The organism is Orrella sp. 11846 (assembly GCF_048820935.1).
Lineage (GTDB): Bacteria > Pseudomonadota > Gammaproteobacteria > Burkholderiales > Burkholderiaceae_B > Algicoccus.
Window position 1 is genome coordinate 86,401 of record NZ_JBMERD010000002.1, and the last position, 26,054, is coordinate 112,454.

The following is a 26,054-nucleotide window of genomic DNA, read 5'->3' on the forward strand; positions in this document are numbered from 1 at the left end:
ATCAAAAGCGCTTCATGACTGCTCGATTTGAAACCAAGATCATGGATCGCCAGGCTTGTCAGGCTTGGTGTCAGTCCTTGCCTGCAGGCAAGCGCGTGGTGTTCACCAATGGCGTGTTTGATTTGTTACACCGTGGCCATGTGACGTATTTGGATAAGGCCGCCCAAATGGGGACTGTCCTGATTGTGGGAGTCAATAGTGATGCCTCGGTCAGACGTTTAGGCAAAGGACCCGAAAGACCGCTGAATACCGAACAGGATCGTGCCGCGTTGCTAGCCGCATTGGAAAGTGTGTCTGCCGTGACCATCTTCGAGGAAGATACGCCATGCGCATTAATCGAAGCGTTACGTCCGGATTTGATTGTGAAGGGTGGTGACTACGATATGGAAGCCTTGCCCGAAACGACGCTTGTCCGTTCTTGGGGTGGGGACGCTAAAGCGATTGCGTTTGATCACGATCGTTCAACGACGGCACTGGTGCGTAAGATTCGCCTTTGACAATAAAGAATCAGTCCATGTCATCATGTGATGAGGTGGATTGTGTTCAGACAGTTTTAGCGATGTTTAGAAACGTCCAGCACGTGGCAAATTGATGCCGTGCATGATGCCGGTGCCAGGGGTGCCTGGCGCTTTGAGCAGGGAATTAACGCCCGCTAAATCAGCTTCTGACAATACACCGCTATTGGCTCTCAAGCGCAAGCCATTCATCAGGGCTTGGTACCGCGCTTTGGATAAATCTCGTTTGGTCACGAACAGTTGTTGCTGCGCATTCAACACGTCTAGGTTGATTCGAACCCCGATCTGATAGCCTGCGAGGTTGGCGCTCAGCGCTGAAAGTCCAGACTTCTCAGCAGCTTGTAAGCCCTTAATTCGAGCAAGGTCTGTCTGAACGCCGTTGTAATACTGGCGTGCTTTTTGAATGGCCAACCGACGCTGACCTTCAAGGTCATAGACAGACTTTTGTTGAAGTTCGGCTTTTTCAACGACATTGGCGTTGATTCGACCTCCTTCGTACAGGGGGATGGTTAAAGTCAGACCCACTGAGTTGTCGATGGTGCGACCGCCGTAAATCGGTCGAACCGCCGAGTTGCCTGCACTGTTACTCGTAGCCTGAGCACTCAGACTGACGGTAGGGTAGTGCCCCGCTTTGGCAATTTGAATATCGTGTTCTGCAATTCGACTTTGTAGTCTGGCTTGAATCACGTTTAAGTTTGCACTAGCTGCCTGATCAGTCCAGTCTTGCAGTTTGGCAGGTTTAGGACCAGGCAAAGTGACAGTGTAAGGCAGTTCGTAAAGTGTGCCAGGATCGGGGTATTGGCCGATCATGCGGGCTAGTTCGTTTTCTGCGTTGGTGAGATCGTTTTCAGCGGCCAGAATACTGGCGCCAATGAGATCGTCTCGGGCTTGGGCTTCGAGTGCGTCCGTCACCGTGGCTTCACCGAGCTCAAAGCGTTGACGAGCAGCCGTTAGCTGTTCGCGCACAGAGCGTTGTTCAGCTTTCAGCGCGGTTAATGTGTCTTGTGCAATGAGCACATCAAAGTAGGCTTGGCTGACTCTGAGCAACAGATCTTGATAAGCAAGTTGCAATTGCACATCGCTGTTGGTCACAATGAGTTTGGATTGCTCGTAACTCTGAATGGATGCCCAGTTAAATAAAGGCTGAGTCAGTGTGAGAGTCCAAACGGCACGCTGATGGTTATAAACCTGATCCAGGCTGCCGGTCGCGCGACTATCCTGGAAGGTTCCGGTGACAGAACCTTCCAATTTGGGGAGTAGCCCCGCTCGGGCCTGAGGCATCTTTTGTTGCGAGGCACGCTGTTGGGCACGTGCGGATGCATAGGTGGCATCACGTTCCAGCGCGAGTTTCCACGCTTGTGCCAAGTCGAGTGCATAGACTGGCAGCGAAGCTGACAAACAAAAACACGCAAGCAGGGCAGACCGTAGCATAGGCTTCATCGCGATCAGGACTCCAATCAGACGCGTGTCACGCTTAAAATTTAAAATGTGACACTTTGGGGCCTGACAAGGGTTTGATGACAGTCTCAAAGAGATTTTCTGTCTCAAAACTTGCCGCAGTGGTGCGAGTGATACGAACCACTGTCATCACGGGTGCATGACCGATCACAGCGACCAGTCGGCCTCCTTCACGCAATTGATATTTCATCGTGTCTGGAACGGCTGGCAATGCGCCGGTCACCAAAATGGCATCGTGCTCGATTGAGCCCCAGCCTTGGCTGCCGTCACCGGTTTCCACTTTGACGTTTTCGATTTTGTTCTGAGTCAGATTGTGTTTGGCAAACTCAACCAGACGGGGGTCCAGTTCGACAGACGTCACCTGGCGACTCAAATGTGCTAAAACCGCAGCATGATAGCCAGAGCCTGTGCCGATTTCGAGTACACAGTCGTTGGCGTTGAGCATCAGAGCTTGTGTCAAACGCGCTTCCATTCGCGGTGGCAACATCGTTTGCATGGTGTCCACACCATGGATGACGAGTGGCACTTCCAAGTCAGAAAATGCAATGCCACGAAACTCTTGCGGTACAAACCGCTCGCGAGGTACTTCACACAACGCATCAAGCACGGCTTGATCGCTCACATCCCAGGGCCTGATCTGCTGTTCGATCATGTTGTAACGGGCCCGTTCCATATCTGGCAAACTAGAAGGTTTCATTGATATTCAGTCACTGATAGAGAAGATCTGTTGATTGTACCCATCACTGAGGCCACATCGCATGAAAATGGTGGACGGGGCCATGTCCGGTGCCAACGGATAGTTTATCTGCTTGGCGAATCGCTTCGACTAGATACGCTTTGGCTTGATGGGTTGCGTCTGGCACTGGCAGGTTTTTTGCCAATAACGTTGCCAGTGCAGCAGAAAGTGTACATCCCGTGCCGTGGGTGTTGGGGGTGTTGATCCGCTGACCGGGCAGTTCGATCATGACGTCGCCATTGTGCAAAAGGTCTGTGGTGTCTGAACCAGGCAGATGACCACCCTTCAGGAGAACCCAGCGCTCACCTTGGTCATTGAGGATTCGGCGTAGCTTTTCAGCGAGAGCACGCATTTCCCGAAGGTTTTCTGGGGCGCGCTGTTCGCACAAGACCCCGCCTTCGGGCAGGTTCGGGGTGATGAGTGTCGCCAGAGGCAACAAGGCATCTCGCATTTCACCCACTGCTTTCTCTTCCAGCAGCATGTCACCACTTTTAGCGACCATGACAGGGTCGATGACCAAATGCGGTAAGGTCGCTTTTTGAAGTGACTCGGCCACAACTCGAATCACAGGCACCTGCCCGAGCATGCCGATCTTTGCGGCATGGATGGTCACATCATCAAACAAGGTTTGCAGCTGCGCTTGGATAAATTCAGGACTAATAGGCTGGATGTGTGTGACAGCCCGTGTGTTTTGAGCGGTCAATGCGGCAATCACACCGCAGGCATAACCCCCCAGCGCACTGATCGCCTTCACATCCGCTAAAACACCCGCACCCCCAGAAGGGTCGATACCCGCAATGCTTAAAACATTTGGAATCTGACTCATGTAATGACCTGTCATTTGGAATGACTGGTTGTGATGAGACCAGCCATGGGTGAACTGGGTGAACCGACGTAGATCTGACGTGGGATGCGGCCGGCCAAATGGGCTTGTCGGCCTGCGATCACGGCATTTTTCATGGCACTTGCCATCAAGACCGGATCTTTTGCGCCAGCAATGGCGGTGTTCATCAGCACCCCATCGCAACCCAGTTCCATGGCGATGGCCGCATCAGACGCTGTGCCCACGCCCGCATCAACGAGAACCGGCACTTTGGTTTGTTCAATAATTAAACCTAAGTTCCATGGGTTCAGAATGCCCATGCCAGAGCCGATGAGTGACGCTAACGGCATGATGGCGCAGCAGCCAATGTCTTCCAGCATCCGAGCCTGAATAGGGTCGTCAGTACAATACACCATCACATCAAATCCTTCATCCACCAGCGTTTTAGCAGCTTTGAGGGTTTCTGGCATGTTTGGAAACAGATTGTTTGGATCACCCAGTACTTCCAGTTTGACCAACCGATGGTCGTCGAGCAACTCACGGGCTAGACGCAATGTGCGCACCGCATCATCGGCGCTGTAGCAGCCTGCTGTATTTGGCAAGAGTGTGAATCGGTCGGTTGGCACGTAATCCAGCAAGCTTTCTTGGTTGGCATCCTGACCAATGTTGGTGCGGCGGATGGCGACCGTCACAATATCTGCACCGCTGGCATCTAGGGCTTCGCGTGTTTGTGCGAAATCACGATATTTGCCGGTGCCGACCAATAATCTGGAGCGATAAGTTTTGCCGGCAATAGTCAGGCCATCTGTGTCAGTCATGATGGATTCAATCCTTGCGTAGAAGTGTCTGTGTAAAACAGTCGGTTAAAACGGTGCGCGGGATTGCTGAGCGATCCCGGCGCACAAATCTTTGAGTGCCTCAATCAAGCGAGGTCCGGGCCGAAACAAATGGTCGGGATCAAGCACGAGAACCGGTGCCAGTGATTGAAGCGAATGATCTGGTGCGTGACCCGTCACAATGAGAGACGGTCCGACAGAAATGATACTCTCCAGATTGACTCTGGGTGCGGCCATGGGGCTATCTGCAAAAAGATTTACGCCACCACAACGTGCGATTCCTTCATTGAGGATGGGGTCGCGACCAATCACATAAGTGTTGTCTAAGCTTGCCATCAGAATCAAGCCAACGGGTTTAGTAAGCGTGTCGGCAGCGGTTAAGGCGGCAATCTCTTGACGCAATTGTTGTGCACTTTGCTGTGCGTACACCGTTGTGTTGAGCTGTTCGCCTAGCGTTTCAATTTCATCAGGAATATCAGTCAACGTCTGTGGCTCGGAAACAAAGACTGGGATGCCCAGATTTTTGAGCCGCTCCATGAGCATGGAAGGCCAGCCAACCACCAAGTCAGGTTTCCAATGCATGACTTGCTCAAGGCTCGTGCTAATGCCGTCGCCTATGCGAGGCAGGTTGCGCGCTTGTGGTGGATAGTCACTGGATTGGACGGTGGCGACAATTTGATCACCTGCTCCTGCGGCAAAGACCAGTTCAGTTGAATGGGGTGAAAGGGTTAGAACTCGAGCTGCCTGCACGGGCGGCGCGAGACAAAGTGCGGACAGCAAACACAGGATTTGCCGCCCGAACTTGCCTGTTCGGTTGAACAAGTGCAGGTTTTTTTTAGAGCGAGAACCTAACGTTAAAGAAAACATTGGAGCCCTGCGTGTTGTAGCCGCGTACCAAAGTGTATTTCTTGTTAAACACGTTGTTCCATTGCAGTTGCAATGCTGTGTGCTTATTCAGATCGTACTGGATGCCCAGATCGAGCAGACCATAGCCCCCAAGCACGGTTGTGCCATCGTTGCGGTCGCTGGTCAATGTCCAGTCGGTGTTGAAAGAGAAATCACCTTGTCGGTGGGTCACCCCGAGACGCAAAGTGCGTTGCGCAATAAAGGCCAGACGCTCACCGTTGCTATTGTTGTACGGGCTGAGCAAATCAAAGCTGGCACGGGCTGTCGTGTGCTGGCCAATGTCTTGCTCGACGCGTAAAGACAAACCGCGGATGCTAGCAATCTGGATGTTTGCTGGGATGTAGGTGGGTGCCTCAGACGCGATCAGGTCAGTGATGCGGTTGTAGTATGCCGTTAAAGCCACTTCACCTGTGGCATGGCGATAGCTAAGTCCCAGTTCGTAATTACGTGACTTTTCAGGTGCTAAGTTTGGGTTGCTAAAGCCAGGGTAGTAAAGCTCGTTGAACGTCGGTGCACGAAATGCGTTGCTAACGGCTGCGCTGGCTTGCCAGCCTGGCAGAAATTCCCAAGCATACGCAAAACTACCAGTGGTGAAGTTGCCGTACTGCGAGTTGTCATCGTTGCGCACACTGGCTTGAACGCGGTGGTTGCCAATTTGTCCCACGTAGTTGGCCATGACCGCGTTGGTATGAATAGAACTCACATCGAAGTTCACGGAACCCCAAGGGTCAGTGCCACTCACGGATTGGTCAAGGCGTTCTAAGCCCAAGTTCAGTGTGTGCCCTTTGGCCAGATCAATGGTATTGAGCCACAGGTACTGCGTTTGCGATGAGTCGTATTCCGTTGTACCCGTAAACATGGAAGGTGCGGCTCGGTTTTGATTGCGCTCATTCATAAAGCTGACCGACAGGGTACTGAGCCATTTTTCGTGCAAGCGGTTGCGCGACGTGATGATGGTGTTGCTCAGTGTTTGAATGTTGCGGTCGTTATAAATAGGATCGGTTGTGTCGTACCCACCATTGATGCGCGACTGTAGCGTTTGAACAGAGAGTTCTTGCCCTGGCGCCCAAGTCAGTCCCAACTTACCACCGACGTTACTGCGGTAGTAAGAATCACTGTCGGGTGCATCGGCGAATGCATAATCGCCGTTTGTGGCTTGGAACCCACCACTTTGTGCGTAACCGCCATAGAGACTGTAAGTCCACATGCCTTTACGTCCGGAGACACCAGCGTCATAGGCGCTCGTACCATAAGATCCAACGCCTGCGCTGACATAGGCGTCAACCGTGTCTTCAGCCGGTTGGCGGGTCATGATGTTCACCACACCGCCGATGGCGTTGGCACCATACAGGCTGCTGGCAGCGCCACGGACGATTTCAATGTTCTCAATGGCGTTCAGTGGAATGGCATTGAGGACGGGCAAGCCGTTAGTGGGTGAGTTCACACGCATGCCGTCAATCATGACCAAGCTTTGCGTCGTGTTCGTGCCTCGAATGTTCAAGCCAGTGACTGACTGAGGACCACCTCGATCATAAAAGCTGATGCCGTGCTGGCGGCTGAGTACTTGAGCGAAGCTGTCGTTCGGTGTGCGGGCGATATCTTCGCGCGTGATTACAGAGTCGTCACCAATTGTGTGGGTGACCATGCTTGGAATGCGGGTCGCCGTCACAATGACCGGCTCAAAACGCGTTGCATCTTGTACTTGTGTGTCTGCGTTGTCGGAGGACTGGGCGACTGCCATCGCAGGCAATGTCGACACGGCAAGTGCTGACAGTGCACAGGCGATGCTGACTGATAAGGATGTTGGGCGAGTGGAAAGACGAGCAGAAAGATGTTGGCCATCCACTGTGGATGGCGCAAAAAGATAAGTTGGTTGTGTCATGAGATCAATGAATGTGCCTGGCATGCGTCCCCGCATACCGTTTCACCACGACGCTCACAGCGTTGACGGCTGTCAGGTCGGCTTCTCTGGCTGGTATCGGGCTGACAGTGATTTACGATGTGTGGTTTAAACAGTACACATTCGTGTTCGCAAACATCACGGCTGACCGTTGCGGGGGCAGCACAGGCTGGCGGATGAACCGCTTCCTGTTTCCCATTGAACTTTCGGGCTGGTCTGTCTTGTGCCATATATACGGTCACAGCAACCAGTGAAAGCACCAGAGCAGAGCGACTTTAACATGAGGCAGGTGTTTTTGCCGACAAAGGATATCCTTACAGGCTGTAGAGAAGACACAAAGTGTTGCCAGAGGTTTGTTACCATGAGGGTTATCCACAGTTAAAGTTTTCTGTTTACGAACAATTGTTTGCCTGAGCATGGCGGTTGTCGCGTGTGTTCGGGCTGTTTTTTTGTGACAAGGTGTCCGCACGCATGTCTTATCCAGCCATTCCTTACCCCATTTCTGAATATACCCGTGGTCAGGCTTTTGTGAGCCGTCTGGGATCGCAAATCCTGATTTTGGATGGTGCGATGGGCACTATGATCCAGCAGTTCAAACTGACCGAAGAGGATTTTCGGGGGGAGCGGTTTGCTTCGCATAGTCAAGATGTCCGTGGTAACAACGAATTGTTGTCATTGGTACGTCCTGATGTCATTCGCGATATCCATGAGCAATATTTAGAAGCCGGTGCAGACATCATCGCGACCAACACGTTTGGTGCGACGGCCATTGCACAGTCGGACTATGGGCTGCAAGACTTGGCGTATGAGATGAACGTCGAATCAGCCAAAGTCGCCTGTGAAGTCCGGGATCGGTTTAGCACGCCTGAGCATCCACGATTTGTGGCAGGTGCACTCGGGCCACAGCCGCGGACTGCGTCGATTTCACCCGATGTGAATGATCCGGGTGCCCGTAACGTGACGTTTGATCAGTTGCGTGATGCGTATGCCGAACAAACGCGTGGGCTGATTGAAGGTGGCGTTGATATTCTGTTGCTGGAAACGATTTTTGACACACTCAACGCCAAAGCTGCTATTTTTGCGGTGGAATCGGTGTTTGAAGAGTTGGGCATGCGCTTGCCACTGATGGTGTCGGGGACAGTGACAGATGCGTCAGGTCGAATTCTGTCGGGTCAGACCGTCGAAGCCTTTTGGAACTCGGTGCGTCATGCGCGTCCTGTCACGATTGGTTTGAACTGTGCGCTGGGTGCTGCGCTCATGCGTCCGTATGTGGCAGAACTCTCAAAAATCTGTGACACCTATCTGTGCGTCTATCCGAACGCAGGTTTGCCCAATCCGATGAGTGAAACTGGGTTTGATGAAACGCCTGAAGTGACGTCTGACTTATTGGAAGAGTTTGCCAAATCAGGTTTGGTGAACATGGCCGGGGGGTGCTGTGGAACGACACCCGAGCACATTACGGAGATTGTGCGCAAAGTCCGTGGGCTGACACCCCGTGTTGTGCCAGAAATCCCCATCAAAACACGTCTGTCAGGGCTTGAGCCGCTAAACATTGACGATGAGACGTTGTTTGTGAACGTCGGTGAACGCACCAACGTGACCGGAAGTAAAAAATTCGCCCGCTTGATTCGGGAGGAACTGTATGACGAAGCGCTGGATGTCGCGCGTGATCAGGTTGAAAACGGTGCGCAAATTATTGATATCAACATGGACGAAGCCATGTTGGATTCTGAAGCGTGCATGCATCGTTTCCTGAATTTAATTGCCTCAGAGCCTGACATTGCTCGCGTGCCTGTGATGATCGACAGCTCAAAATGGACCGTGATCGAGACAGGGCTCAAGTGTGTACAGGGCAAGCCCGTGGTGAACTCCATCTCCCTGAAAGAGGGTGAAGAGGAGTTTCTGGAGCATGCTCGTCTGTGTCGGTTGTACGGTGCAGCCGTGGTCGTGATGGCGTTTGATGAGCAAGGGCAGGCAGACAACCTAGAGCGTCGTAAAGAAATTTGTAAGCGCGCTTATGACCTGCTGGTGGATGTGGTTGGCTTTGCGCCAGAAGATATTATTTTTGATCCGAACGTATTTGCCATTGCCACAGGGATCGAAGAGCATAACAACTACGCCGTTGACTTCATTGAAGCGGTGAAGTGGATTCGTGCGAACTTGCCGCATGCGCGTTTATCCGGTGGCATTTCGAACGTCAGTTTCTCGTTTCGCGGCAATGAGCCGATGCGCGAGGCGATCCACACCGTCTTCCTGTACTACACCATTCGTGAAGGACTCACGATGGGGATTGTCAACGCGGGTCAATTAGGTGTGTATGCCGATCTGGATCCCAAGTTGCGAGATCTGGTTGAAGATGTCGTCTTGAACCGTGAGCCCCCCTTAGGGCTTCCCGCTGAAGGCGATGATTTAACGAGTACCGAACGACTCGTTGCCTTTGCAGACAACGTCAAAGGCTCGGGTGCCAAACGTGAAGAAGACCTGACTTGGCGTGAGCAAGAGGTGGAGAAACGTCTTGCGCATGCCTTGGTGCATGGCATCACAACCTTCATCGTTGAAGACACCGAAGAAATCCGTCAGGCGATTGAAGATCGTGGTGGACGACCGATTGAGGTTATTGAAGGTCCCTTGATGGATGGTATGAATATCGTGGGCGACCTCTTTGGCCAAGGCAAGATGTTCTTGCCACAGGTGGTGAAGTCTGCGCGTGTGATGAAGCAAGCCGTTGCGCATCTGGTGCCGTTTATCGAAGAAGAAAAACGTCAGATCGAAGCCGCAGGCGGTGATGTACGTGCGAAAGGCAAAATGGTAATTGCCACGGTGAAGGGCGACGTGCACGACATTGGTAAGAATATTGTCACAGTCGTACTTCAATGCAACAACTTTGAAGTTGTGAACATGGGCGTGATGGTGCCGGCCGCCAAAATCCTTGAGTGTGCTAAAGAAGAAGGTGCAGACATGGTGGGTTTGTCTGGACTGATTACACCGAGCTTGGAAGAAATGGCTTATGTTGCGAGCGAAATGCAGCGTGACCCCTATTTCCGAGATAATAATATTCCGCTCTTGATCGGTGGTGCAACGACAAGCCGAGTGCATACGGCCGTCAAAATTGCGCCCAATTATGATGGGCCGGTCATTTATGTGCCTGATGCCAGTCGTAGTGTGGGTGTTGCACAAAACCTAGTGTCAGATAACGTCGATGAATATCTGGCAAAGCTCGCTGAAGAATACGAAACTGTGCGCAAACGTCACAGCAACCGTCCAACGACACCCTTGATGCCGATCGCAGATGCACGTCAAGCTAAACCTGCGATTGACTGGCAAGCCTATACTCCACCGAAGCCTAAATTCTTGGGACGCCGAGAGTTTTTAAACTTTGATCTGAATGAAATCGCCAAGCATTTTGATTGGATGCCTTTTTTCCAGACTTGGGGTCTCTTTGGCAAATTCCCCTCTATTTTGGAAGACAAAGTAGTGGGAGAAGAAGCCAGCAAGCTGTTTGAAGAAGGCAAGGCGATGTTGCGTCGAATCATCGATGGTCGTTGGTTACGCGCCAATGGCGTGATGGCGTTCTATCCAGCGAGCCAAATCAATGACGACGATATTGAAATCTATGCAGATGAATCCCGTGACAAGGTGCTCTTTACCTGGCGTGGATTGCGTCAGCAAGGTGAAAAACGCGAAGGTGTGGATAACAAATGCCTAGCCGACTACATCGCACCCAAAGATAGTGGTGTGATGGACTATATCGGTATGTTTGCCGTCACTGCAGGTCTGGATATTGAGAAAAAAGAGGCGCAATTCTTGGCCGATCACGATGACTATTCCGTTATTATGCTCAAAGCGCTTGCAGACAGACTGGCTGAAGCGTTTGCCGAAACCTTACATGCGCGCGTTCGACAAGATCTTTGGGGTTATGCCGCTGAAGAGTCGTTCTCGAATGAAGAACTGATTGCAGAAGCTTATCAGGGCATTCGACCTGCACCAGGCTATCCGGCATGCCCTGAGCACGTGGTGAAACGCGATATGTTTGAAGTGTTACAAGCCGAGAAAATCGGCATGATGCTCACAGACAGTTATGCGATGGCACCTGCATCCAGTGTTTCTGGGTTTTACTTTAGTCATCCGCAGTCCCAGTACTTTAATGTAGGCCAGATTGATGAAGGCCAGTTGCAAGATTACATTGCCCGTAGCGGACGTTCGGAAGAGGAAGTCCGTCGTTCGCTGGCACCCAACTTGCGTTAATACCCGTAAGGTGTGATTGAAAGAGTTCAAGCGTCCAGTATTTAGGCGTTAAGCATTAGGATAGGATCATGAAAATCAAAATTCTCACAGGTTTGGTGGCACTCGGATTGAGTGCTGGTTTCACGGCACAAGCGGCCAATGAGTCGATGACCGTGTTTCATGATCCGAATTGCGGCTGTTGTGTGGGCTGGATTGAGCATATCCGGGATGCTGGCTATGAAGTGAAAGCCATCCAGACTCAGCACATGACCACTGTGAAAGAAAAACTCGGCATTGATCCGAGATTAGCCTCGTGCCACACAGCCGTGATTGAATCTACGAACCAAGTCATCGAAGGTCATGTGCCGGCTGCAGCGGTTGCTAAGTTGCTGGCGAATCCCGATGTGCGCGGCGTTGCGGTGCCGGGTATGCCCATGAACTCACCCGGTATGGGTCCGATGGATGGCAATCTGGTCACCGTAGACTTTACGGGTCGTGAGTTCTCTAGAGATTGATCGGGCTTTACTGATCGCGTGAGATGCGCTTTTTATTTATAAGCACATCCTCATAGGAGCATTTTTAAATGCACGAGAGCCATGTGTAATTCTTTGTAAGTGTGTGTAATACACATCATATGGACAGCAAAACTCTTATATCGCTGCTCACACGATCTGGTTGGAAATTGCGGGGAGTTAGGGGCTCGCACCACATTTATCATCATCCAGATCGATCCGGACACATAAGTGTCCCGCACCCCAAAAAGGATTTAGGTGTTGGATTAGTAAATAAGCCTCTAAAGCAAGCAGGTCTCAAGTGACACAGAGCGTCAGTAAAACTGGAGCGCATTACCAATGCCACACACGACTGGAGCAAAAATTATGAAATATCCGATTGCCATTGAGCAAGGGGATGATACCAAAGCATGGGGAGTTGTCGTGCCTGATCTGCCGGGCTGTTATTCTGCAGCCGATGAAGGAATAGATCAAGCTATTGAGAATGCCAAAGAGGCGATTGAACTGTGGATAGAAACTGCGCTTGATGCGGGTGACTCCATCCCACCACCTACAAGCATTGCGAATCACCAGGCAGATCCTGATCTTAAAGGTTGGATCTGGGCGATTGTAGAAATAGATCCAGCTGTTATGGATGAAACAGTTGAGCGTATCAATATCACGTTACCTCGTCGCATTTTGAAACGACTCGATGATCAAGCCAAGTCTTCAGGACAAAGTCGAAGCGGTTATGTCGCGTATTTAGCACTGGTAAATGGTTGATACAGTGAAACGATGCGCTGTTATTATGCAGCCCTGAGTGGTAGTGTTTACCGACCCTCTGATGATTCTGCTTAAAAGCCCATTCATAAATACCAGTGAAGGACGCTTATACCGCATTCCTATCCATCGCAACTCACGCGTGATGGAATTGGTTTCAAATCACAATTAATTATTTTTGATCGGTTGTGGTTTTGACTTGATGGTGGCATAGTTAAGCAAACTTATGGATCATAAAGGTGGCTTTTGTGCTGCGTGCTAAGAAAATAGTGCCGGTACGCGTTGAGATCAGTTACAGGACGTGTCCAGCCAAAACCTACGAAGACGAACATGGCAACAGGTGTCTTGGTCGTACAGTTTTCGACCATTGCCAGATTGTTGGAGCAGTGGCTAAAGAGCTGGTTCACCGTTCGCCTGCCAAGCATCTATTCCCACAAGGGTCTGCATTAGCAGCTAGTGCTCACGATATTGGGAAAGTTAGTCCTACCTTCTACAACAAACTCTATGCTAGCTGTAACCTGGAAATATTGCCTAGTTATGTAGATGCCAATTTAGAAAAGAATTGGGGTGGCCACGCTGGTGTTAGCCAATTAACCGCGCAGTCGTTACAAGCTCCGGAATATGTTCCTGAAATATTGGGTCAGCATCATGGTTTCACTCCTAATGTAGTAGGTAAGCGAGCCACCGATGAAAGTTTTGGTGGAGAACTATGGCAGTCTGAGCGCGAAAAATTAGTGCAGGCTCTCAAGCAAGCTTTAGGCGAAGATTGGCCTCAAGTTGAAAATTTTGCGACTGCTCGTTTATTGGCTGGCTTAACTTCAGTTGCTGATTGGATAGGTTCAGGTCAACATTTTGATAATCCACAAGCAGAGTGGCAAACAAAAATTTCAAAAGCCCTAGATGAGGCCGGTTTTGTTCAACCTACATATAAACAAAATTTGAGTTTTAAGCAGATTTTTGGTTTTTTACCACGACCTGCGCAAAGCTTGTTATATGAACAAATCACAGAGCCAGGTGTGTACGTCCTAGAGGCGCCTATGGGCTTAGGTAAAACAGAAGCTGCCTTATATGCTGCTTACCAAATGCTTGTGAATGGGAACTCTAGCGGTATTTACTTTGCCTTGCCAACACAGCTGACGTCTAACAAAATTTATGACCGTTTTAGTCAATTTTTGCAACAAATTTTGGCAACAGATTGTGAGCATCGTTCCCTGTTGTTGCATGCAAATGCTTGGCTATTAGAAACGGAGATGGGTGAAGAAGGGCGCCCAGGAGGAGCGTGGTTCAATCACTCGAAACGCGGATTGTTAGCACCCTTTGCCGTGGGAACGATTGATCAAGCTTTGATGGCGGCGATGAACGTCAAACATGGTTTTGTGCGTGCATTTGGTCTTGCCGGCAAAGTAGTCATTCTTGATGAGGTGCATACCTATGATGCATATACCGGGACCATCATGGATGCGTTGATTAGATTGCTGCTTCAACTTGACTGTACCGTTATTATTCTTAGTGCGACATTGAGTCAAGAGCGTCGTCAAGACATGATCGGTGTTCCTACAGAGTCAATGGGTTACCCATTAATTACTGCATTTGCTAAAACTGCAAAGCAAGCTACAGAGATTACAGTACCGGTCAGCGATACTCAGAGCTTAACGGTTCAACTTCAGCAAGATGAAAAAATAGCCGTTGAAGAGGCTCTAATGCGAGCGGAACAGGGTCAACAGGTGCTTTGGATTGAAAATACAGTTCGTGAAGCTCAGGAACGTTATTTGCAAATTGCCAGCCGCGCCGATAGCCTTGGCTTGCAATGTGGTTTGTTGCACTCTCGATATACCTTTGATGATCGCCAGATTATTGAAAATAAATGGGTAGATTTGTTTGGGAAATCAGGTTGGCAAGCTAATCAACGTCAACAGTGTGGCCGCATTTTGATTGGCACTCAAGTGTTAGAACAATCACTAGATATTGATGCTGATTTTTTAATTTCGCGTTTTGCACCGACTGATATGTTGCTACAGCGTGTAGGCCGTCTCTGGCGTCATGCTGAAACACCGCGTCACCCAGATGCTCGTCGAGAAGTTTGGTTACTAGCGCCAAAATTGGATTCAGCTATAAAAAACCCAAAAATGGCGTTTGGTGTAAGCGCTTACGTATACAACCCCTATGTGTTGTGTCGTAGTCTTGAGGTTTGGCAGAGCATTCGGCAGATTAGTCTTCCTGATGATATTCGTTGTCTGATTGAGAGTACATATCGTAGTCGCACTGAAACAGGAAATATGTCGCAATGGTTGCATGAGTTGAACGAGGGTAACCGAGATCGTATTGGCCAATCAGCTTTGCAACAACTAGCCCGGGTAGGTCTGGCTCAAGCTGGTAACACATTGCCAGAAAGTAAAGCGCAAACACGTTATAGCGAGTCTGATAGTTTTGAAGTTTTGTTATTACGTAACATTTTTTACGATAGTGAACAACAAGCTGGTGTGCTCACCCTCCTTAATAATCAACGTGTAATTTTGCCTTTGAGTCGTGCCTCACTTGATCGGAATCAGTGGCGTAAATTGACGGCAACATTGATGCAACAAATTGTGCATGTGCGTCCAAATGAAGCGCCTAAACAATTGAGTCGTGAGCGACTTCAGAAGTTTGGTTTGCAACATTGTTTTTATCTAGGTAATCCACTTTGGGGTAATGACGAAAGCTTATTACGAATTGCGCTTGTAAATGATGCTGACCAACTAAAGGGACTGGAAAATCAACAACTACACGATAAGTATGTAATTGAGTACCGTCCGGATCTGGGTTATCGGATTGTGAAGGAGTAGGAGAGGGTATGGAAAATCGTTTTAATTTAATCGATGAGCCCTGGATACCGGTTGCTGATTATGGGTTGGTCAGTTTACGAGATCTGTTCAGCACCCCTGAGTATGAAAGTCTTGGGGGTAATCCGATACAAAAAGTTGCAGTGTTTAAGTTGCTATTGGCAATCGCCCAAGCAGCATGTACACCTGCAGATGAAAAGGAATGGCGTGATCTAGGTGCGCAGGGTATGGCGCAAAAATGTTTAGCCTACTTAGATCAATGGCATGATGCATTTTTTCTTTACGGAGAAAAGCCATTTCTTCAAATGCCGGCTATTGCCGGTGCGAGGATTTTACCTTTTGGTGCATTTTTGCCAGAGGTCTCAACTGGTAATACAACGGTACTGACACAGTCGCAAGCAGAAACGGATTTGTCGGATGCGGATAAAGCCCTAATCATTCTGCAACAAATGGGTTTTGCGTTGTCAGGTAAAAAGACCGATAACAGCGTCGTGTTAACTGCTGATTACGCTGGTAAACGTAACGAAAAAGGCAAACCATCCACAGGCAAACCTGGTCCATCAGTCGGGCATATGGGACTGTTGCATAGTTTCATTATGGGAAAGCGCATTATTGATTCAATTTGGTTGAATCTGTTGTCAGTGCCGCTCTTAAATGCAGTAGGTATTTTTGTGGCGGGTGTGGGCGTAGCCCCGTGGGAGAAGATGCCAAGTGGCGAAGCTTGCCCTTTGGCAGTTGAGTTAAAAAAGTCCTATATGGGACGTTTGATTCCAATATGCAGATTCTGTTTGTTAAGCGATGATGGAATGCATTATTCAGAGGGCATTGCGCACGCAGGCTATAGAGAGGGTGTGCAAGATCTCAGCGTAGCTATTGACAACACGGGGAAAGAACCGAAAGCTCAGTGGGCGGATCCTTCTAAGAGGCCTTGGCGTGAATTAACCAGTCTTCTCAGCTTTATTGATCAATCGGGTAGTAACGGATTTCAGAGTTGGCAAATACGTTTTGGTCTGGAAAGAGCTAGAGACACACAGTTGGCTTTTTGTGTTTGGTCTGGTGGATTACGAGTTAGTAGTAATGCCGGCGAACAGTATGTCTCGGGTACTGACGATGTCGTTGAGTCACAAATTTGGCTAGAAAGCGAAGCACTTGGTCAAAGTTGGTTTGAACAGTTGAAAAATGAAATGGATGCTCTAGATTCTCTGGCCAAATCCCTTTATGGCAGAGTTTTAGGCTACTTCAAAGAGATGACAGTTGATGGGAAAAATATTGCTGCTCAGTCAACCAATTTGTTTTGGCAGCTTTGTGAGCGTGATATTCAGAAATTGATTAGTAATTGTGATTTGACTGAGACATCACGTCTTGTCCGGCAAAGCTTGAGACAAAAGTTTGCCGCTTATCAACATCAGTCTTTCGACTACTTTTGTCCTAATGAAACCGCCCGACAGATTGATGCTTGGGCAAAAAATCGACCCAATCATTACAAATACATCACTCAGGAGGCTTTGTAATGGAGCAATTGCAATCGGTGCCAATGCAAGTGAAGAAAAGTAAAGAGCAACAGTTTGTGCAATTCATCATTGAACGCTGTAAACAAGATAAAGGTTTTGCGGCTCGGTTGCGTCGAGCAGATAATCCTGCAACTGAGTATCAGAGCTGGGAGGTCCTGGGTCCCTGGGTAGATTTGGAAAACAAATATCAACGATTACCTTACGCTGCAGTGGCAGCAGCCATCGGTCGTGCCAAAGTTATTGCAAACGGTAATCTTTCGCTGGGTAAAGCACTGGCAAATGCTTATGCAGAAAAAGGATCAACTCAGTACAGTGATCAAGCCAAGGCACGTTTGCGACGTTTATTGGCATGCGATAGCGTTGAAGAGGTTTGCCGGGTTATCCGACCAGTACTCACACTGATTGATAGTAAGGGCGTCCAAACACTGGATTACAGCAAGCTGCTGAGTGAGCTTCGATATTTTGGCGAAAAAAGCAAAATCCGCTGGGCTCAGGATTTTTATGGCCAAAGGGCACAAGGTGAGCAGGGAGAGGATGCATGAGCTTGATCGCAAGCGTGTTAATGCTGAACAGAAAAGATGTGCAAGCACTGAGTATTGATAAGAAATTTGATGCTTATGCTTTACACAAAGTGGTTTACAGCCTGTTTGAGGATGTGCGATCTCCAGCAGAAAAGTTAGCCAGTACGCCTAGTGGCTTTCTTTACGCTGATCATGGCGGTGATTATAAATCGAGAAAAATCTTACTGCTGTCAAACCGAAAGCCTATGCCACAAGTGTTTGGTGCATATGGTCAAATTCAGAGCAAACTGGTTCCAGAAAGCTTTCTCCAGTTTGACGCATATCGCTTTAAGGTGATCGTTAATCCAACTCGACGTGAGAGTGTGAGCCGCAAGCTATTGCCAATCAAAACTCGTGAAGCTATTACTGAGTGGTTTGTAGAGCGTGCTGAACAAAGTTGGGGATTTAAAGTGATGCCGCTTCAGATTCAGGTGGACAGTAATAATGTGTTGCAATTCAAGGACAAGGTTCAGCGCAATATTACATTGGCACAGGCTCAAATTCAGGGTGTCCTTCAGGTGGCAAACCGTACGCAATTTATTCAAAGTTTCAGTCAGGGTATAGGCCGAGGTCGCGCTTTTGGCTGTGGCTTATTGCAAATAACGCCTATTTCTGAAGGCCTGTTCGATTGATTTCTGATTGAATTATTTGATTTTCTTAAAGGAAACATTTATGAGCAACCCATACACTAATACTCGGATTGAGTTTCATGTTTTGCAGTCATTCCCTGTTACTTGTTTGAATAGAGATGATGTAGGTGCACCCAAGACAGCAGTGGTTGGTGGTAGCACTCGTGCTCGTGTCAGCTCGCAAAGTTGGAAACGTCAAGTGCGACTTTCTTTACAAGATTTTGGTGTGAAGCTTGGGTACCGTACCAAAAAGATTGAACAACTCGTTTCACAGGCTTGTCTCGAAGCAGGAGCTACAGAAGAGCAGGCTCAGCAATGTGGCGAAAGTGTTGCGAAATTGTTGAGCGCAGATACCCTTGTGTTTATTAGCGAAACAGAAGCGAAGGCTTTCGCGAAATATGCAAGTGAGCTTGATTTTGATGCAAGTAAATTAAAAGAAAAAGAACTTGCGAAAGTGTCTAAGAAGGCGCTCAATCCAGCTGTCGACGCTTTGGATATCGCTTTGTTTGGCCGCATGGTTGCTAAAGCTGCTGATATGAATGTTGAAGCTGCTGCTTCTTTTGCGCATGCTATTTCAACGCATCGCGTGAGCAATGAAGTCGAGTTTTTTACAGCAATAGATGATTTGCAAGATGAGCCAGGCTCTGCACATATGGGAAGCTTAGAATTTAACTCATCGACCTATTATCGCTACATCAGTCTGGATCTTGGTCAGTTGTCGCAGACATTGGGAGATGATGTAGATCTTAAACCAGTGATTGAAGCCTTTACCAAAGCATTGTTTGTTGCTGTGCCCATTGCTCGTCAAACTACGCAGTCGGGCGCTAGTCCTTGGGAATTTGCCAGAGTGTTAGTGCGTAAAGGGCAGCGTTTGCAGGTGCCATTCGAAACGGCAATTAGAGCTGAACATGGTGGTTATCTTCAGCCAAGTATTGAGGCGCTAACACAGTATCTGGATAAAAAAGAAAAAATGATGGGTAGCCTATTTGGAAAATTAGGTGGCTATGACTGGGGCCAAGATGAGGATTATTCGGTTGACCGGTTGGTTGCTGATCTACAGAGTCACGTGTGAGGTGTGTCATGGGTGATTCTTACTTGCTGATGTGGCTTGAGGCGCCATTACAGTCTTGGGGGCATGACTCTAAGTTTGGTAGGCGTGATAGTCTGGATTTTCCAACTAAATCTGGTGTGCTTGGTTTGCTGTGTTGTGCGCTTGGTGCCGGAGGCAAACAAATAGAATTTCTTGCACGTTGGGCTGAGCGCGACATGGTGGTGCAGGCTTATGTTCCACAGGATCGGCTTGGGAAACCGGTTTTGCGACAACCAATGTTGCGAGATTTTCAGATGGTTGGCAGTGGGTATGCGACTGATAATCCTTGGCAAAATCTCTTGATTCCAAAGAAAAGTGATGGGGGGAAAGCTGTTGGTGGTGGAACAAAAATGACCTACCGCTATTACCTGCAGGACATGGCCTTTGCTGTTGCTCTACAGGGACCTAAATCTGAGTTGGAAGAGTTGCAGTTTGCATTGCTAAATCCTGTTTGGGATTTGTATTTGGGGAGAAAAAACTGTGTGCCAACTGAGCTGATTGGACAAGGTGTACATGACTCTCTTGATAATGCATTGGTACATGCTGACAGATTGGCAGTTGATGAGGAGCGTTCCCAGGTAAATCGTGTGGCTGTTTTCAAGGTGCTACAGGGTGAATTTGAAGGCGATGAGTTGTTAATACTCAATGATGTTCCTATACAGTTCGGTTCACAAAAACGGTATCGAGATCGCCGTGTGACGATCGTGAAATATGACTCAGAAAAATGAAACGCCGCAACGATTGCTGGTAAAGGTCACACGGGAAACTCTACCGCAAATTAAAGATAAATATCCGTTTGTTTATCTAGAGCGAGGACGTCTAGAAATTGATGACAGCAGTATCAAATGGATTGATGCGGATGGTCAGGTTATTCCGTTACCGGTTGCGACACTTAATTGTCTTTTGTTGGGGCCAGGTACTACGATTACACACGAAGCAGTCAAGATTGCTGCCTCAGCTAATTGCTCGATTTGTTGGGTTGGTGAAGACAGCTTGCTTTTTTATGCTGCAGGTTTTGTACCCACCTCAGATACGCGAAATCTGCGTCGACAGATAGAGTTGGCTGCCGATTTAGAGCAGTCCATAGTTGTTGCGCGGCGATTTTTTGCTAAACGTTTCCCTGAAGCGGAGCTGGAAGGCAAAACTTTACAGCAAATGATGGGTATGGAAGGGCATCGAGTCCGATCGCTTTATCAAACGAAAGCGGAACAGTATCAAGTTGGTTGGAAAGGTCGTCAGTTTGTTCCGAATAAATTTGAGCTTAGTGATACGACGAATCAAATATTGACGGCGAGTAATGCTGCTTTGTACGGAATTTTATGTTCTGCTGTGCATAGCTTAGGCTATTCGCCACATATCGGGTTCATCCATTCAGGCAGCCCGCTTCCTTTTATCTATGATTTGGCTGACTTGTACAAAGAACACTTGTGTATTGATTTGGCCTTCTCTCTGACGCGAGATATGGCTGGGCGTTACAACAAACATAAAGTATCTGCAGCATTCCGAAAACGAGTGTTGGAGATGGATTTACTCGGGCAGATTGCTCCAGATATCTCAGAGCTATTTGGAGAAAAGAATGCTCGTCGTTCTCGCAAATGATTTACCTCCCGCAGTGCGTGGTCGCATGAAACTTTGGTTCGTTGAGCCTCGTGCGAATGTTTTTGTTTCTGGTGTTAAAGATTCCGTAGCACTAACTGTCATTGATTATCTTCAGAAACATTGTCCCCCAGAGTCTGGGGTGATGATTTTTCGATCTTTACCGAGACCGCCGGGTTATGAAATTCAAGTTATTGGTCCAACACGAAAAGCGTTGATCGATATGAGTGGTTTACAGTTGGTAATTGAAACCCTTAAAGGCTAGTAACCTCAAGGGGTTGTGTTTTAGTTGTATTTGTTTAACTATATGTTGCTGTCTTCCCCACGTATGTGGGGGTGTTTCCTGAAAATGAAAATGACGCTCAGCATGAACGCGGTCTTCCCCACGTATGTGGGGGTGTTTCCCCGTATGCTGTCGAGAAGTCAGCCAATTTTATGTCTTCCCCACGTATGTGGGGGTGTTTCTTAACAAGTATGGGTATGGGTGACTGGGATTACGTCTTCCCCACGTATGTGGGGGTGTTTCCGATGAAATCAAGGTTACTGATGGTATGGGAGAGTCTTCCCCACGTATGTGGGGGTGTTTCTCGTTTTTGGCGTGTCTCGGTATCGGTTCAGTAGTCTTCCCCACGTATGTGGGGGTGTTTCTTTTGTGGGAGATGAGAACGGACAAGTTACCAGGTCTTCCCCACGTATGTGGGGGTGTTTCCGAAGCTACGGCTGATGGTGCCGTGCTAAGGCTGTCTTCCCCACGTATGTGGGGGTGTTTCTATGGTTCATAGATCCGAACTGCCAAACGGGCTGTCTTCCCCACGTATGTGGGGGTGTTTCTGGTGATGTATCGCAACCAGTCGTCGCTAATGCGTCTTCCCCACGTATGTGGGGGTGTTTCTGAGCTAATCAAAGCGCAAAAAACTAACGCTGCGTCTTCCCCACGTATGTGGGGGTGTTTCTTAGCAGAAAACATTATTAGCAAACCAAAGAAAGTCTTCCCCACGTATGTGGGGGTGTTTCCGTCACCAGCCTGAGCCTAACGTCACCAGCCTGGTCTTCCCCACGTATGTGGGGGTGTTTCTAACTTAAAATCAGAGGGGTCAGCGAATAGGGCGTCTTCCCCACGTATGTGGGGGTGTTTCTCGCATCAAGATCAAGCAACAATTTTTCTATCAGTCTTCCCCACGTATGTGGGGGTGTTTCTGCTGAGGGTTCAGGTGAGGGCGGTTCTGAGGGGTCTTCCCCACGTATGTGGGGGTGTTTCCTCTTGCAAGCGGATACCCGCTATATGGATATGGTCTTCCCCACGTATGTGGGGGTGTTTCTATTGAGCAAGCCAGTCATACCCCACTTGCTCCGTCTTCCCCACGTATGTGGGGGTGTTTCCCCCTGACTGGATAGCGAGGCACTATTGTGATGGTCTTCCCCACGTATGTGGGGGTGTTTCTATGTTTTCTCACCTCCAGTGCCACGACTGGGAGTCTTCCCCACGTATGTGGGGGTGTTTCCCCGTACTGATGAAGTAAGTGCACTATCTTATAGTCTTCCCCACGTATGTGGGGGTGTTTCCGCGCCACTCAGCCCAGACACACGCGCGATTCTGTCTTCCCCACGTATGTGGGGGTGTTTCTGATCGAGGATCGCTTGTCCGGCGCATTAAACGGTCTTCCCCACGTATGTGGGGGTGTTTCCAGATCCAGCACGCTCCACGCGGGTCAGTTTGCGTCTTCCCCACGTATGTGGGGGTGTTTCTTATCCACGGCTGCGCCGCCATGCGTTGTACGCGTCTTCCCCACGTATGTGGGGGTGTTTCCAGTAAAAACTTTCGTACGAGTAGAAAAAATAAGTCTTCCCCACGTATGTGGGGGTGTTTCTATCGCTCCCGCCCTTTTCGCGAAGGATGTGCGGTCTTCCCCACGTATGTGGGGGTGTTTCCCAGTCCCGTTGGTGACTTCATGCAGCGCCATGGTCTTCCCCACGTATGTGGGGGTGTTTCTTTCGAAGAAGACTTTCTGTCTCTTGAAGATGTGTCTTCCCCACGTATGTGGGGGTGTTTCCAATAGGGTTTGGGAATGTGCAGGCAAGGCTGGGTCTTCCCCACGTATGTGGGGGTGTTTCTAGGGAAAAAGACTGATTCTATCTCTGAAGCGAGTCTTCCCCATGTATGTGGGGGTGTTTCCCAATCTTATCGGCCCATGGGTATCAGAGCGGGCGTCTTCCCCATGTATGTGGGGGTGTTTCCCTTGCAGTCCCAGACCGGCAACCTTTCTGCAGGTCTTCCCCACGTATGTGGGGGTGTTTCCGACGTGCGCAACCGGCTGGAATCGCGGAGCAAGTCTTCCCCACGTATGTGGGGGTGTTTCTTGCGGATAAAATTTTGTACCTGTTCAACGTCAACTATCTTGGCCGGTGCGCGTCAATTAACTTGGCCGGCGCATTGACTCATCGTTTTTGTTACCCGCGATAAGCTGTTGCCTCATGTACTATGTTACCCATCGGATGGTCCGGCGGGAGCACACCATGACGAGGCAGATCAGCGCTACCGGAATGCAAGCCGAGATGAAAAAGGCCTGATACTCGATGAGTTTGTGGCACTCACCCACTACCATCGCAAGTACGCCATACGGTTGTTAAATGCTGTTCCAGACCAGGATAGCGCTCGCAGGTCGCACCGCAATCGCGTCTATGACGAAGCCGTGCGTCAAGCTCTGGTTGTGCTCTGGGAAACGGCTCAAGGCCTTGATTCCGCTGTTGATCCAAGCGATGGAAAGCCACGAGCACCTGGATCTGGATCCCGTCATTAAACAGAAGCTGCTGTGCATCAGCGCGGCGACGATTGACCGCGTGCTGGCGCCCACCAGACAGCGGATCGATGGGCAGCGCCGACGGCGCACTGGCGTGGGTGCCGCGATACGACGCAGTATTCCCGTACGCACTTTTGCCGATTGGCGTGATCCACCGCCCGGCTTTTTTGAAGTGGATATGGTTGAGCATTGCGGTGGCCCCAAGCGCGATGGCGACTTTGTACACAGCCTAGTGCTCACCGACATTGCCACGGGTTGGACCGAATGCGTGGCGTTGCCCGTGCGCAATCAAACGCTCGTCGTCCAAGGATTTGCTAAAGTGGCCACCGACATACCCTTTCCAATGCGAGGTATCGACACCGATAACGATAGTGCCTTTATGAATCAGACAGTATTTGATTACTGCCAAGCGCATCATCTTGAGCAAACGCGCTCACGGGCGTACAAGAAGAACGATCAGGCCTGGGTAGAGCAAAAAAACGGCGCCATCGTCCGCCGACTCGTGCTGACAGGGCTTTGAAGTTCAGGAGCGCATCGAGATTGGTCAGGGGGTCACCGATCTGATCCAGCTTCTCGCGCTGATGCTCATCGGCAAAGAGTTCGAGTTTGATGGCACCAGGTTTCAGGTGCTTACGGACAAAAAGTGGCAACAGGATCATTTTAGGAAATCGGCGCCCTCAATGTGGGGGTTATTCGAGATGCCCAAGTGAAGTGAAATTTAACGCGCGTAATGACCTAACTGAGCAGGTAGAAAAGATCAATCTGGTCGCATGATCAACCGGACAAGGCGCTTGATAAATACCGATAGCAGGGCTGCGTGTGCTGTGCTGACGTGGTAGTTCACATAGAGCGCTCAATGTTATTCTTGCACGACACTTGTTTGTTCAGGTACTCTGCGCGAACAATTGGTGTGACAAGAGATTTCTTTAAAAACAAAGGGGAAGCATGATGGTTGGTTTTCAAGTAAGACAGCGTGAGCGTGCAGTGAGTCAGCAGACTGTAGAAAAGTTTTCATCGTTACCAGTTGCCAATATCAGCGACATGATGTCGCGTCTGCAGGCGGCGAGTGCAGGACTGCGCCCTATGCATCAAGGTGGAGTTATGGCTGGTCCGGCACTGACGGTTCGTTGCCGCCCGGGTGACAACCTCATGGTGCATAAAGCATTGCAGATGGCTCAAGAGGGTGACGTTATTGTGGTGGACGCAGGTGGTGATCTGACGAATGCGATTATCGGAGAACTCATGGTGGCCAAAGCGATTTACCGCAAATTGGGCGGAATTGTCATTAACGGCGCGGTCCGGGATTCAGAAACAATCGCTTCAGGCCAATTTCCGGTCTTTGCCTTGGGCGTGACCCATCGTGGACCCTACAAAGATGGTCCTGGAGAGATCAATGTGCCAATTTGTCTGGGCAGCATGGTGATTGAGCCAGGTGATCTGATTGTGGGTGATGCGGATGGTGTGGTGAGTGTGCCTTTTGATTTAACCGAAGAGGTTTATCAGACAACTGTCAAAAAACATGCGCAAGAAGAAGAGTCGTTGGCGATGATTCAAAGTGGCACAGATGACACCAGCTGGGTGGATGAGCGTCTGAAGTCTTTGGGTTGTAAGTTTGTGTAGTTAATCAACGTCGAGATTGTGATGAATAAAAATCTTTTAACCCAGTTGCTTGCATCAGTTGTTGCGACAACAACCCTGTTTTTTTAGTGCAACTGCGCAGGCAGATATTTTTCCGCAGCGTCCGATCCAAATGATTGTTGGATGGGCAGCTGGAGGTCCAGCAGATTCGCCTCAAAACGATGTTGCAGATTTTGTGGACTATGCGAAGAAGAATCCAGGTCAGTTGACGATTGCATCTGGTGGCGTTGGTTCTTCACAGCATCTGGCGGGTGCAAGCTTTATGCAAAAAACGGGCATTGATCTGTTGCATGTTCCATTTAAGAGTACGGCACCTGCATTTACTGATCTGATGGCTGGTCGTGTTGATTCGATCATTACAACGGGCGCACTGACGCCTGTGTCATCAGGTAAGGTGAAACCATTGGCGATTACTGCAAAGGAGCGGTTAGCCGCATTACCTGATGTGCCGACTTTTGAAGAAGCGGGTGTACCTGACTTTTACATGAGCTCTTGGTACGGTTTGGTTGCCCCGAAAGGCACGCCTGATGAGGTGTTAAATCGTTTAAATGAGGCACTTACAAAATCGCTTGAGAATCCTAAAATTCAAGAGGACTTTGTGCGATTAGGTGCTGTGCCTGCAGAACCAATGGCCAAAGAAGAGTTTTGGGCCATGGTTGGTGAGGGAATGAGCCAAGCAAAAGAACTGGTTGAGCTGTCTGGCGCCAGAGAGCAAAGATGATGACATGTTGTCATGCTTCATTA

At 49.3% G+C, this 26,054-nt stretch carries 23 protein-coding genes, 1 CRISPR repeat array and 1 riboswitch; of the genes, 17 read left to right on the plus strand and 6 right to left on the minus strand.

What is annotated here, in order from left to right:
• Positions 1-14 precede the first annotated feature (14 nt).
• Positions 15-497: a D-glycero-beta-D-manno-heptose 1-phosphate adenylyltransferase gene (gene rfaE2 / locus ACOI06_RS02005; protein WP_420660813.1), complete on the plus strand. Its 483-nt coding sequence runs from the start codon at positions 15-17 to the stop codon at positions 495-497.
• A gap of 66 nt (positions 498-563) precedes the next feature.
• Here rfaE2 and ACOI06_RS02010 read toward each other — a convergent pair whose 3' ends face one another.
• Genes ACOI06_RS02010 through ACOI06_RS02035 form a run of 6 tightly spaced genes read right to left on the minus strand, consistent with a single transcriptional unit; the run spans position 564 to position 7,180 of the window.
• A complete protein-coding gene (locus tag ACOI06_RS02010) occupies positions 564-1,955 on the minus strand; it encodes a TolC family outer membrane protein (protein WP_420660814.1) in 1,392 nt (463 codons plus the stop codon).
• A 34-nt stretch (positions 1,956-1,989) separates the two neighbouring features.
• Positions 1,990-2,670, minus strand: coding sequence for a protein-L-isoaspartate O-methyltransferase family protein (locus ACOI06_RS02015; RefSeq protein WP_420660815.1), 681 nt, complete (start codon positions 2,668-2,670; stop codon positions 1,990-1,992).
• A gap of 43 nt (positions 2,671-2,713) precedes the next feature.
• On the minus strand, positions 2,714-3,535 hold the full coding sequence (gene thiD / locus ACOI06_RS02020; protein WP_420660816.1) for a bifunctional hydroxymethylpyrimidine kinase/phosphomethylpyrimidine kinase: 822 nt from the start codon (positions 3,533-3,535) through the stop codon (positions 2,714-2,716).
• Between the two features lie 11 nt (positions 3,536-3,546).
• A complete protein-coding gene (locus tag ACOI06_RS02025) occupies positions 3,547-4,350 on the minus strand; it encodes a thiazole synthase (protein ID WP_420660817.1) in 804 nt (267 codons plus the stop codon).
• A gap of 45 nt (positions 4,351-4,395) precedes the next feature.
• On the minus strand, positions 4,396-5,235 hold the full coding sequence (locus ACOI06_RS02030; RefSeq protein ID WP_420660819.1) for an ABC transporter substrate-binding protein: 840 nt from the start codon (positions 5,233-5,235) through the stop codon (positions 4,396-4,398).
• Positions 5,204-7,180, minus strand: coding sequence for a TonB-dependent receptor domain-containing protein (locus ACOI06_RS02035; RefSeq protein ID WP_420660820.1), 1,977 nt, complete (start codon positions 7,178-7,180; stop codon positions 5,204-5,206). The genes ACOI06_RS02030 and ACOI06_RS02035 overlap by 32 nt, the downstream gene beginning before the upstream one ends.
• Before the next feature lie 46 nt (positions 7,181-7,226).
• Positions 7,227-7,441: riboswitch (cobalamin riboswitch) on the minus strand.
• Positions 7,442-7,645: 204 nt separating this feature from the next.
• On the opposite strand from ACOI06_RS02035, the gene metH reads away from it, so the two are divergent.
• From metH to ACOI06_RS02115, 16 genes are all read left to right on the plus strand, one after another.
• Entirely contained in the window at positions 7,646-11,419 is a 3,774-nt protein-coding gene (gene metH / locus ACOI06_RS02040; protein WP_420660821.1) for a methionine synthase, read from the plus strand.
• Positions 11,420-11,487: 68 nt separating this feature from the next.
• Positions 11,488-11,913, plus strand: coding sequence for a DUF411 domain-containing protein (locus ACOI06_RS02045; RefSeq protein WP_420660822.1), 426 nt, complete (start codon positions 11,488-11,490; stop codon positions 11,911-11,913).
• A gap of 119 nt (positions 11,914-12,032) precedes the next feature.
• Positions 12,033-12,215, plus strand: coding sequence for a type II toxin-antitoxin system HicA family toxin (locus ACOI06_RS02050; RefSeq protein ID WP_420660823.1), 183 nt, complete (start codon positions 12,033-12,035; stop codon positions 12,213-12,215).
• A gap of 61 nt (positions 12,216-12,276) precedes the next feature.
• Positions 12,277-12,672, plus strand: coding sequence for a type II toxin-antitoxin system HicB family antitoxin (locus ACOI06_RS02055; protein ID WP_420660824.1), 396 nt, complete (start codon positions 12,277-12,279; stop codon positions 12,670-12,672).
• 236 nt (positions 12,673-12,908) lie between these two features.
• On the plus strand, positions 12,909-15,491 hold the full coding sequence (gene cas3 / locus ACOI06_RS02060) for a CRISPR-associated helicase Cas3' (protein WP_420660825.1): 2,583 nt from the start codon (positions 12,909-12,911) through the stop codon (positions 15,489-15,491).
• Positions 15,492-15,499: 8 nt separating this feature from the next.
• Entirely contained in the window at positions 15,500-16,999 is a 1,500-nt protein-coding gene (gene casA, locus ACOI06_RS02065) for a type I-E CRISPR-associated protein Cse1/CasA (RefSeq protein WP_420660826.1), read from the plus strand.
• Complete coding sequence (gene casB / locus ACOI06_RS02070; RefSeq protein ID WP_420660828.1) at positions 16,999-17,541, plus strand: type I-E CRISPR-associated protein Cse2/CasB; 543 nt, start codon at positions 16,999-17,001, stop codon at positions 17,539-17,541. The genes casA and casB overlap by 1 nt, the downstream gene beginning before the upstream one ends.
• Positions 17,538-18,191, plus strand: coding sequence for a type I-E CRISPR-associated protein Cas6/Cse3/CasE (cas6e, locus tag ACOI06_RS02075; RefSeq protein ID WP_420660830.1), 654 nt, complete (start codon positions 17,538-17,540; stop codon positions 18,189-18,191). The genes casB and cas6e overlap by 4 nt, the downstream gene beginning before the upstream one ends.
• A gap of 40 nt (positions 18,192-18,231) precedes the next feature.
• The gene (gene cas7e / locus ACOI06_RS02080) at positions 18,232-19,260 is read left to right on the plus strand and encodes a type I-E CRISPR-associated protein Cas7/Cse4/CasC (protein WP_420660831.1); all 1,029 of its coding nucleotides are present in this window, start codon (positions 18,232-18,234) and stop codon (positions 19,258-19,260) included.
• Between the two features lie 29 nt (positions 19,261-19,289).
• Positions 19,290-20,006, plus strand: a complete 717-nt coding sequence (cas5e, locus tag ACOI06_RS02085) for a type I-E CRISPR-associated protein Cas5/CasD (RefSeq protein ID WP_420661015.1) — start codon at positions 19,290-19,292, stop codon at positions 20,004-20,006.
• Positions 19,990-20,877: a type I-E CRISPR-associated endonuclease Cas1e gene (gene cas1e, locus ACOI06_RS02090; RefSeq protein ID WP_420660832.1), complete on the plus strand. Its 888-nt coding sequence runs from the start codon at positions 19,990-19,992 to the stop codon at positions 20,875-20,877. The genes cas5e and cas1e overlap by 17 nt, the downstream gene beginning before the upstream one ends.
• A gap of 25 nt (positions 20,878-20,902) precedes the next feature.
• Complete coding sequence (gene cas2e, locus ACOI06_RS02095) at positions 20,903-21,139, plus strand: type I-E CRISPR-associated endoribonuclease Cas2e (RefSeq protein WP_420660833.1); 237 nt, start codon at positions 20,903-20,905, stop codon at positions 21,137-21,139.
• Between the two features lie 50 nt (positions 21,140-21,189).
• Positions 21,190-23,231: a CRISPR direct-repeat array (repeat unit 28 nt; unit sequence GTCTTCCCCACGTATGTGGGGGTGTTTC).
• A gap of 108 nt (positions 23,232-23,339) precedes the next feature.
• The gene (locus tag ACOI06_RS02100; RefSeq protein ID WP_420660834.1) at positions 23,340-23,672 is read left to right on the plus strand and encodes a hypothetical protein; all 333 of its coding nucleotides are present in this window, start codon (positions 23,340-23,342) and stop codon (positions 23,670-23,672) included.
• Positions 23,632-24,192, plus strand: a complete 561-nt coding sequence (locus ACOI06_RS02105; protein WP_420660835.1) for an integrase catalytic domain-containing protein — start codon at positions 23,632-23,634, stop codon at positions 24,190-24,192. The genes ACOI06_RS02100 and ACOI06_RS02105 overlap by 41 nt, the downstream gene beginning before the upstream one ends.
• Before the next feature lie 428 nt (positions 24,193-24,620).
• A complete protein-coding gene (locus ACOI06_RS02110) occupies positions 24,621-25,292 on the plus strand; it encodes an RraA family protein (protein WP_420661016.1) in 672 nt (223 codons plus the stop codon).
• 130 nt (positions 25,293-25,422) lie between these two features.
• Entirely contained in the window at positions 25,423-26,031 is a 609-nt protein-coding gene (locus tag ACOI06_RS02115) for a tripartite tricarboxylate transporter substrate binding protein (protein WP_420660837.1), read from the plus strand.
• Positions 26,032-26,054 lie beyond the last annotated feature (23 nt).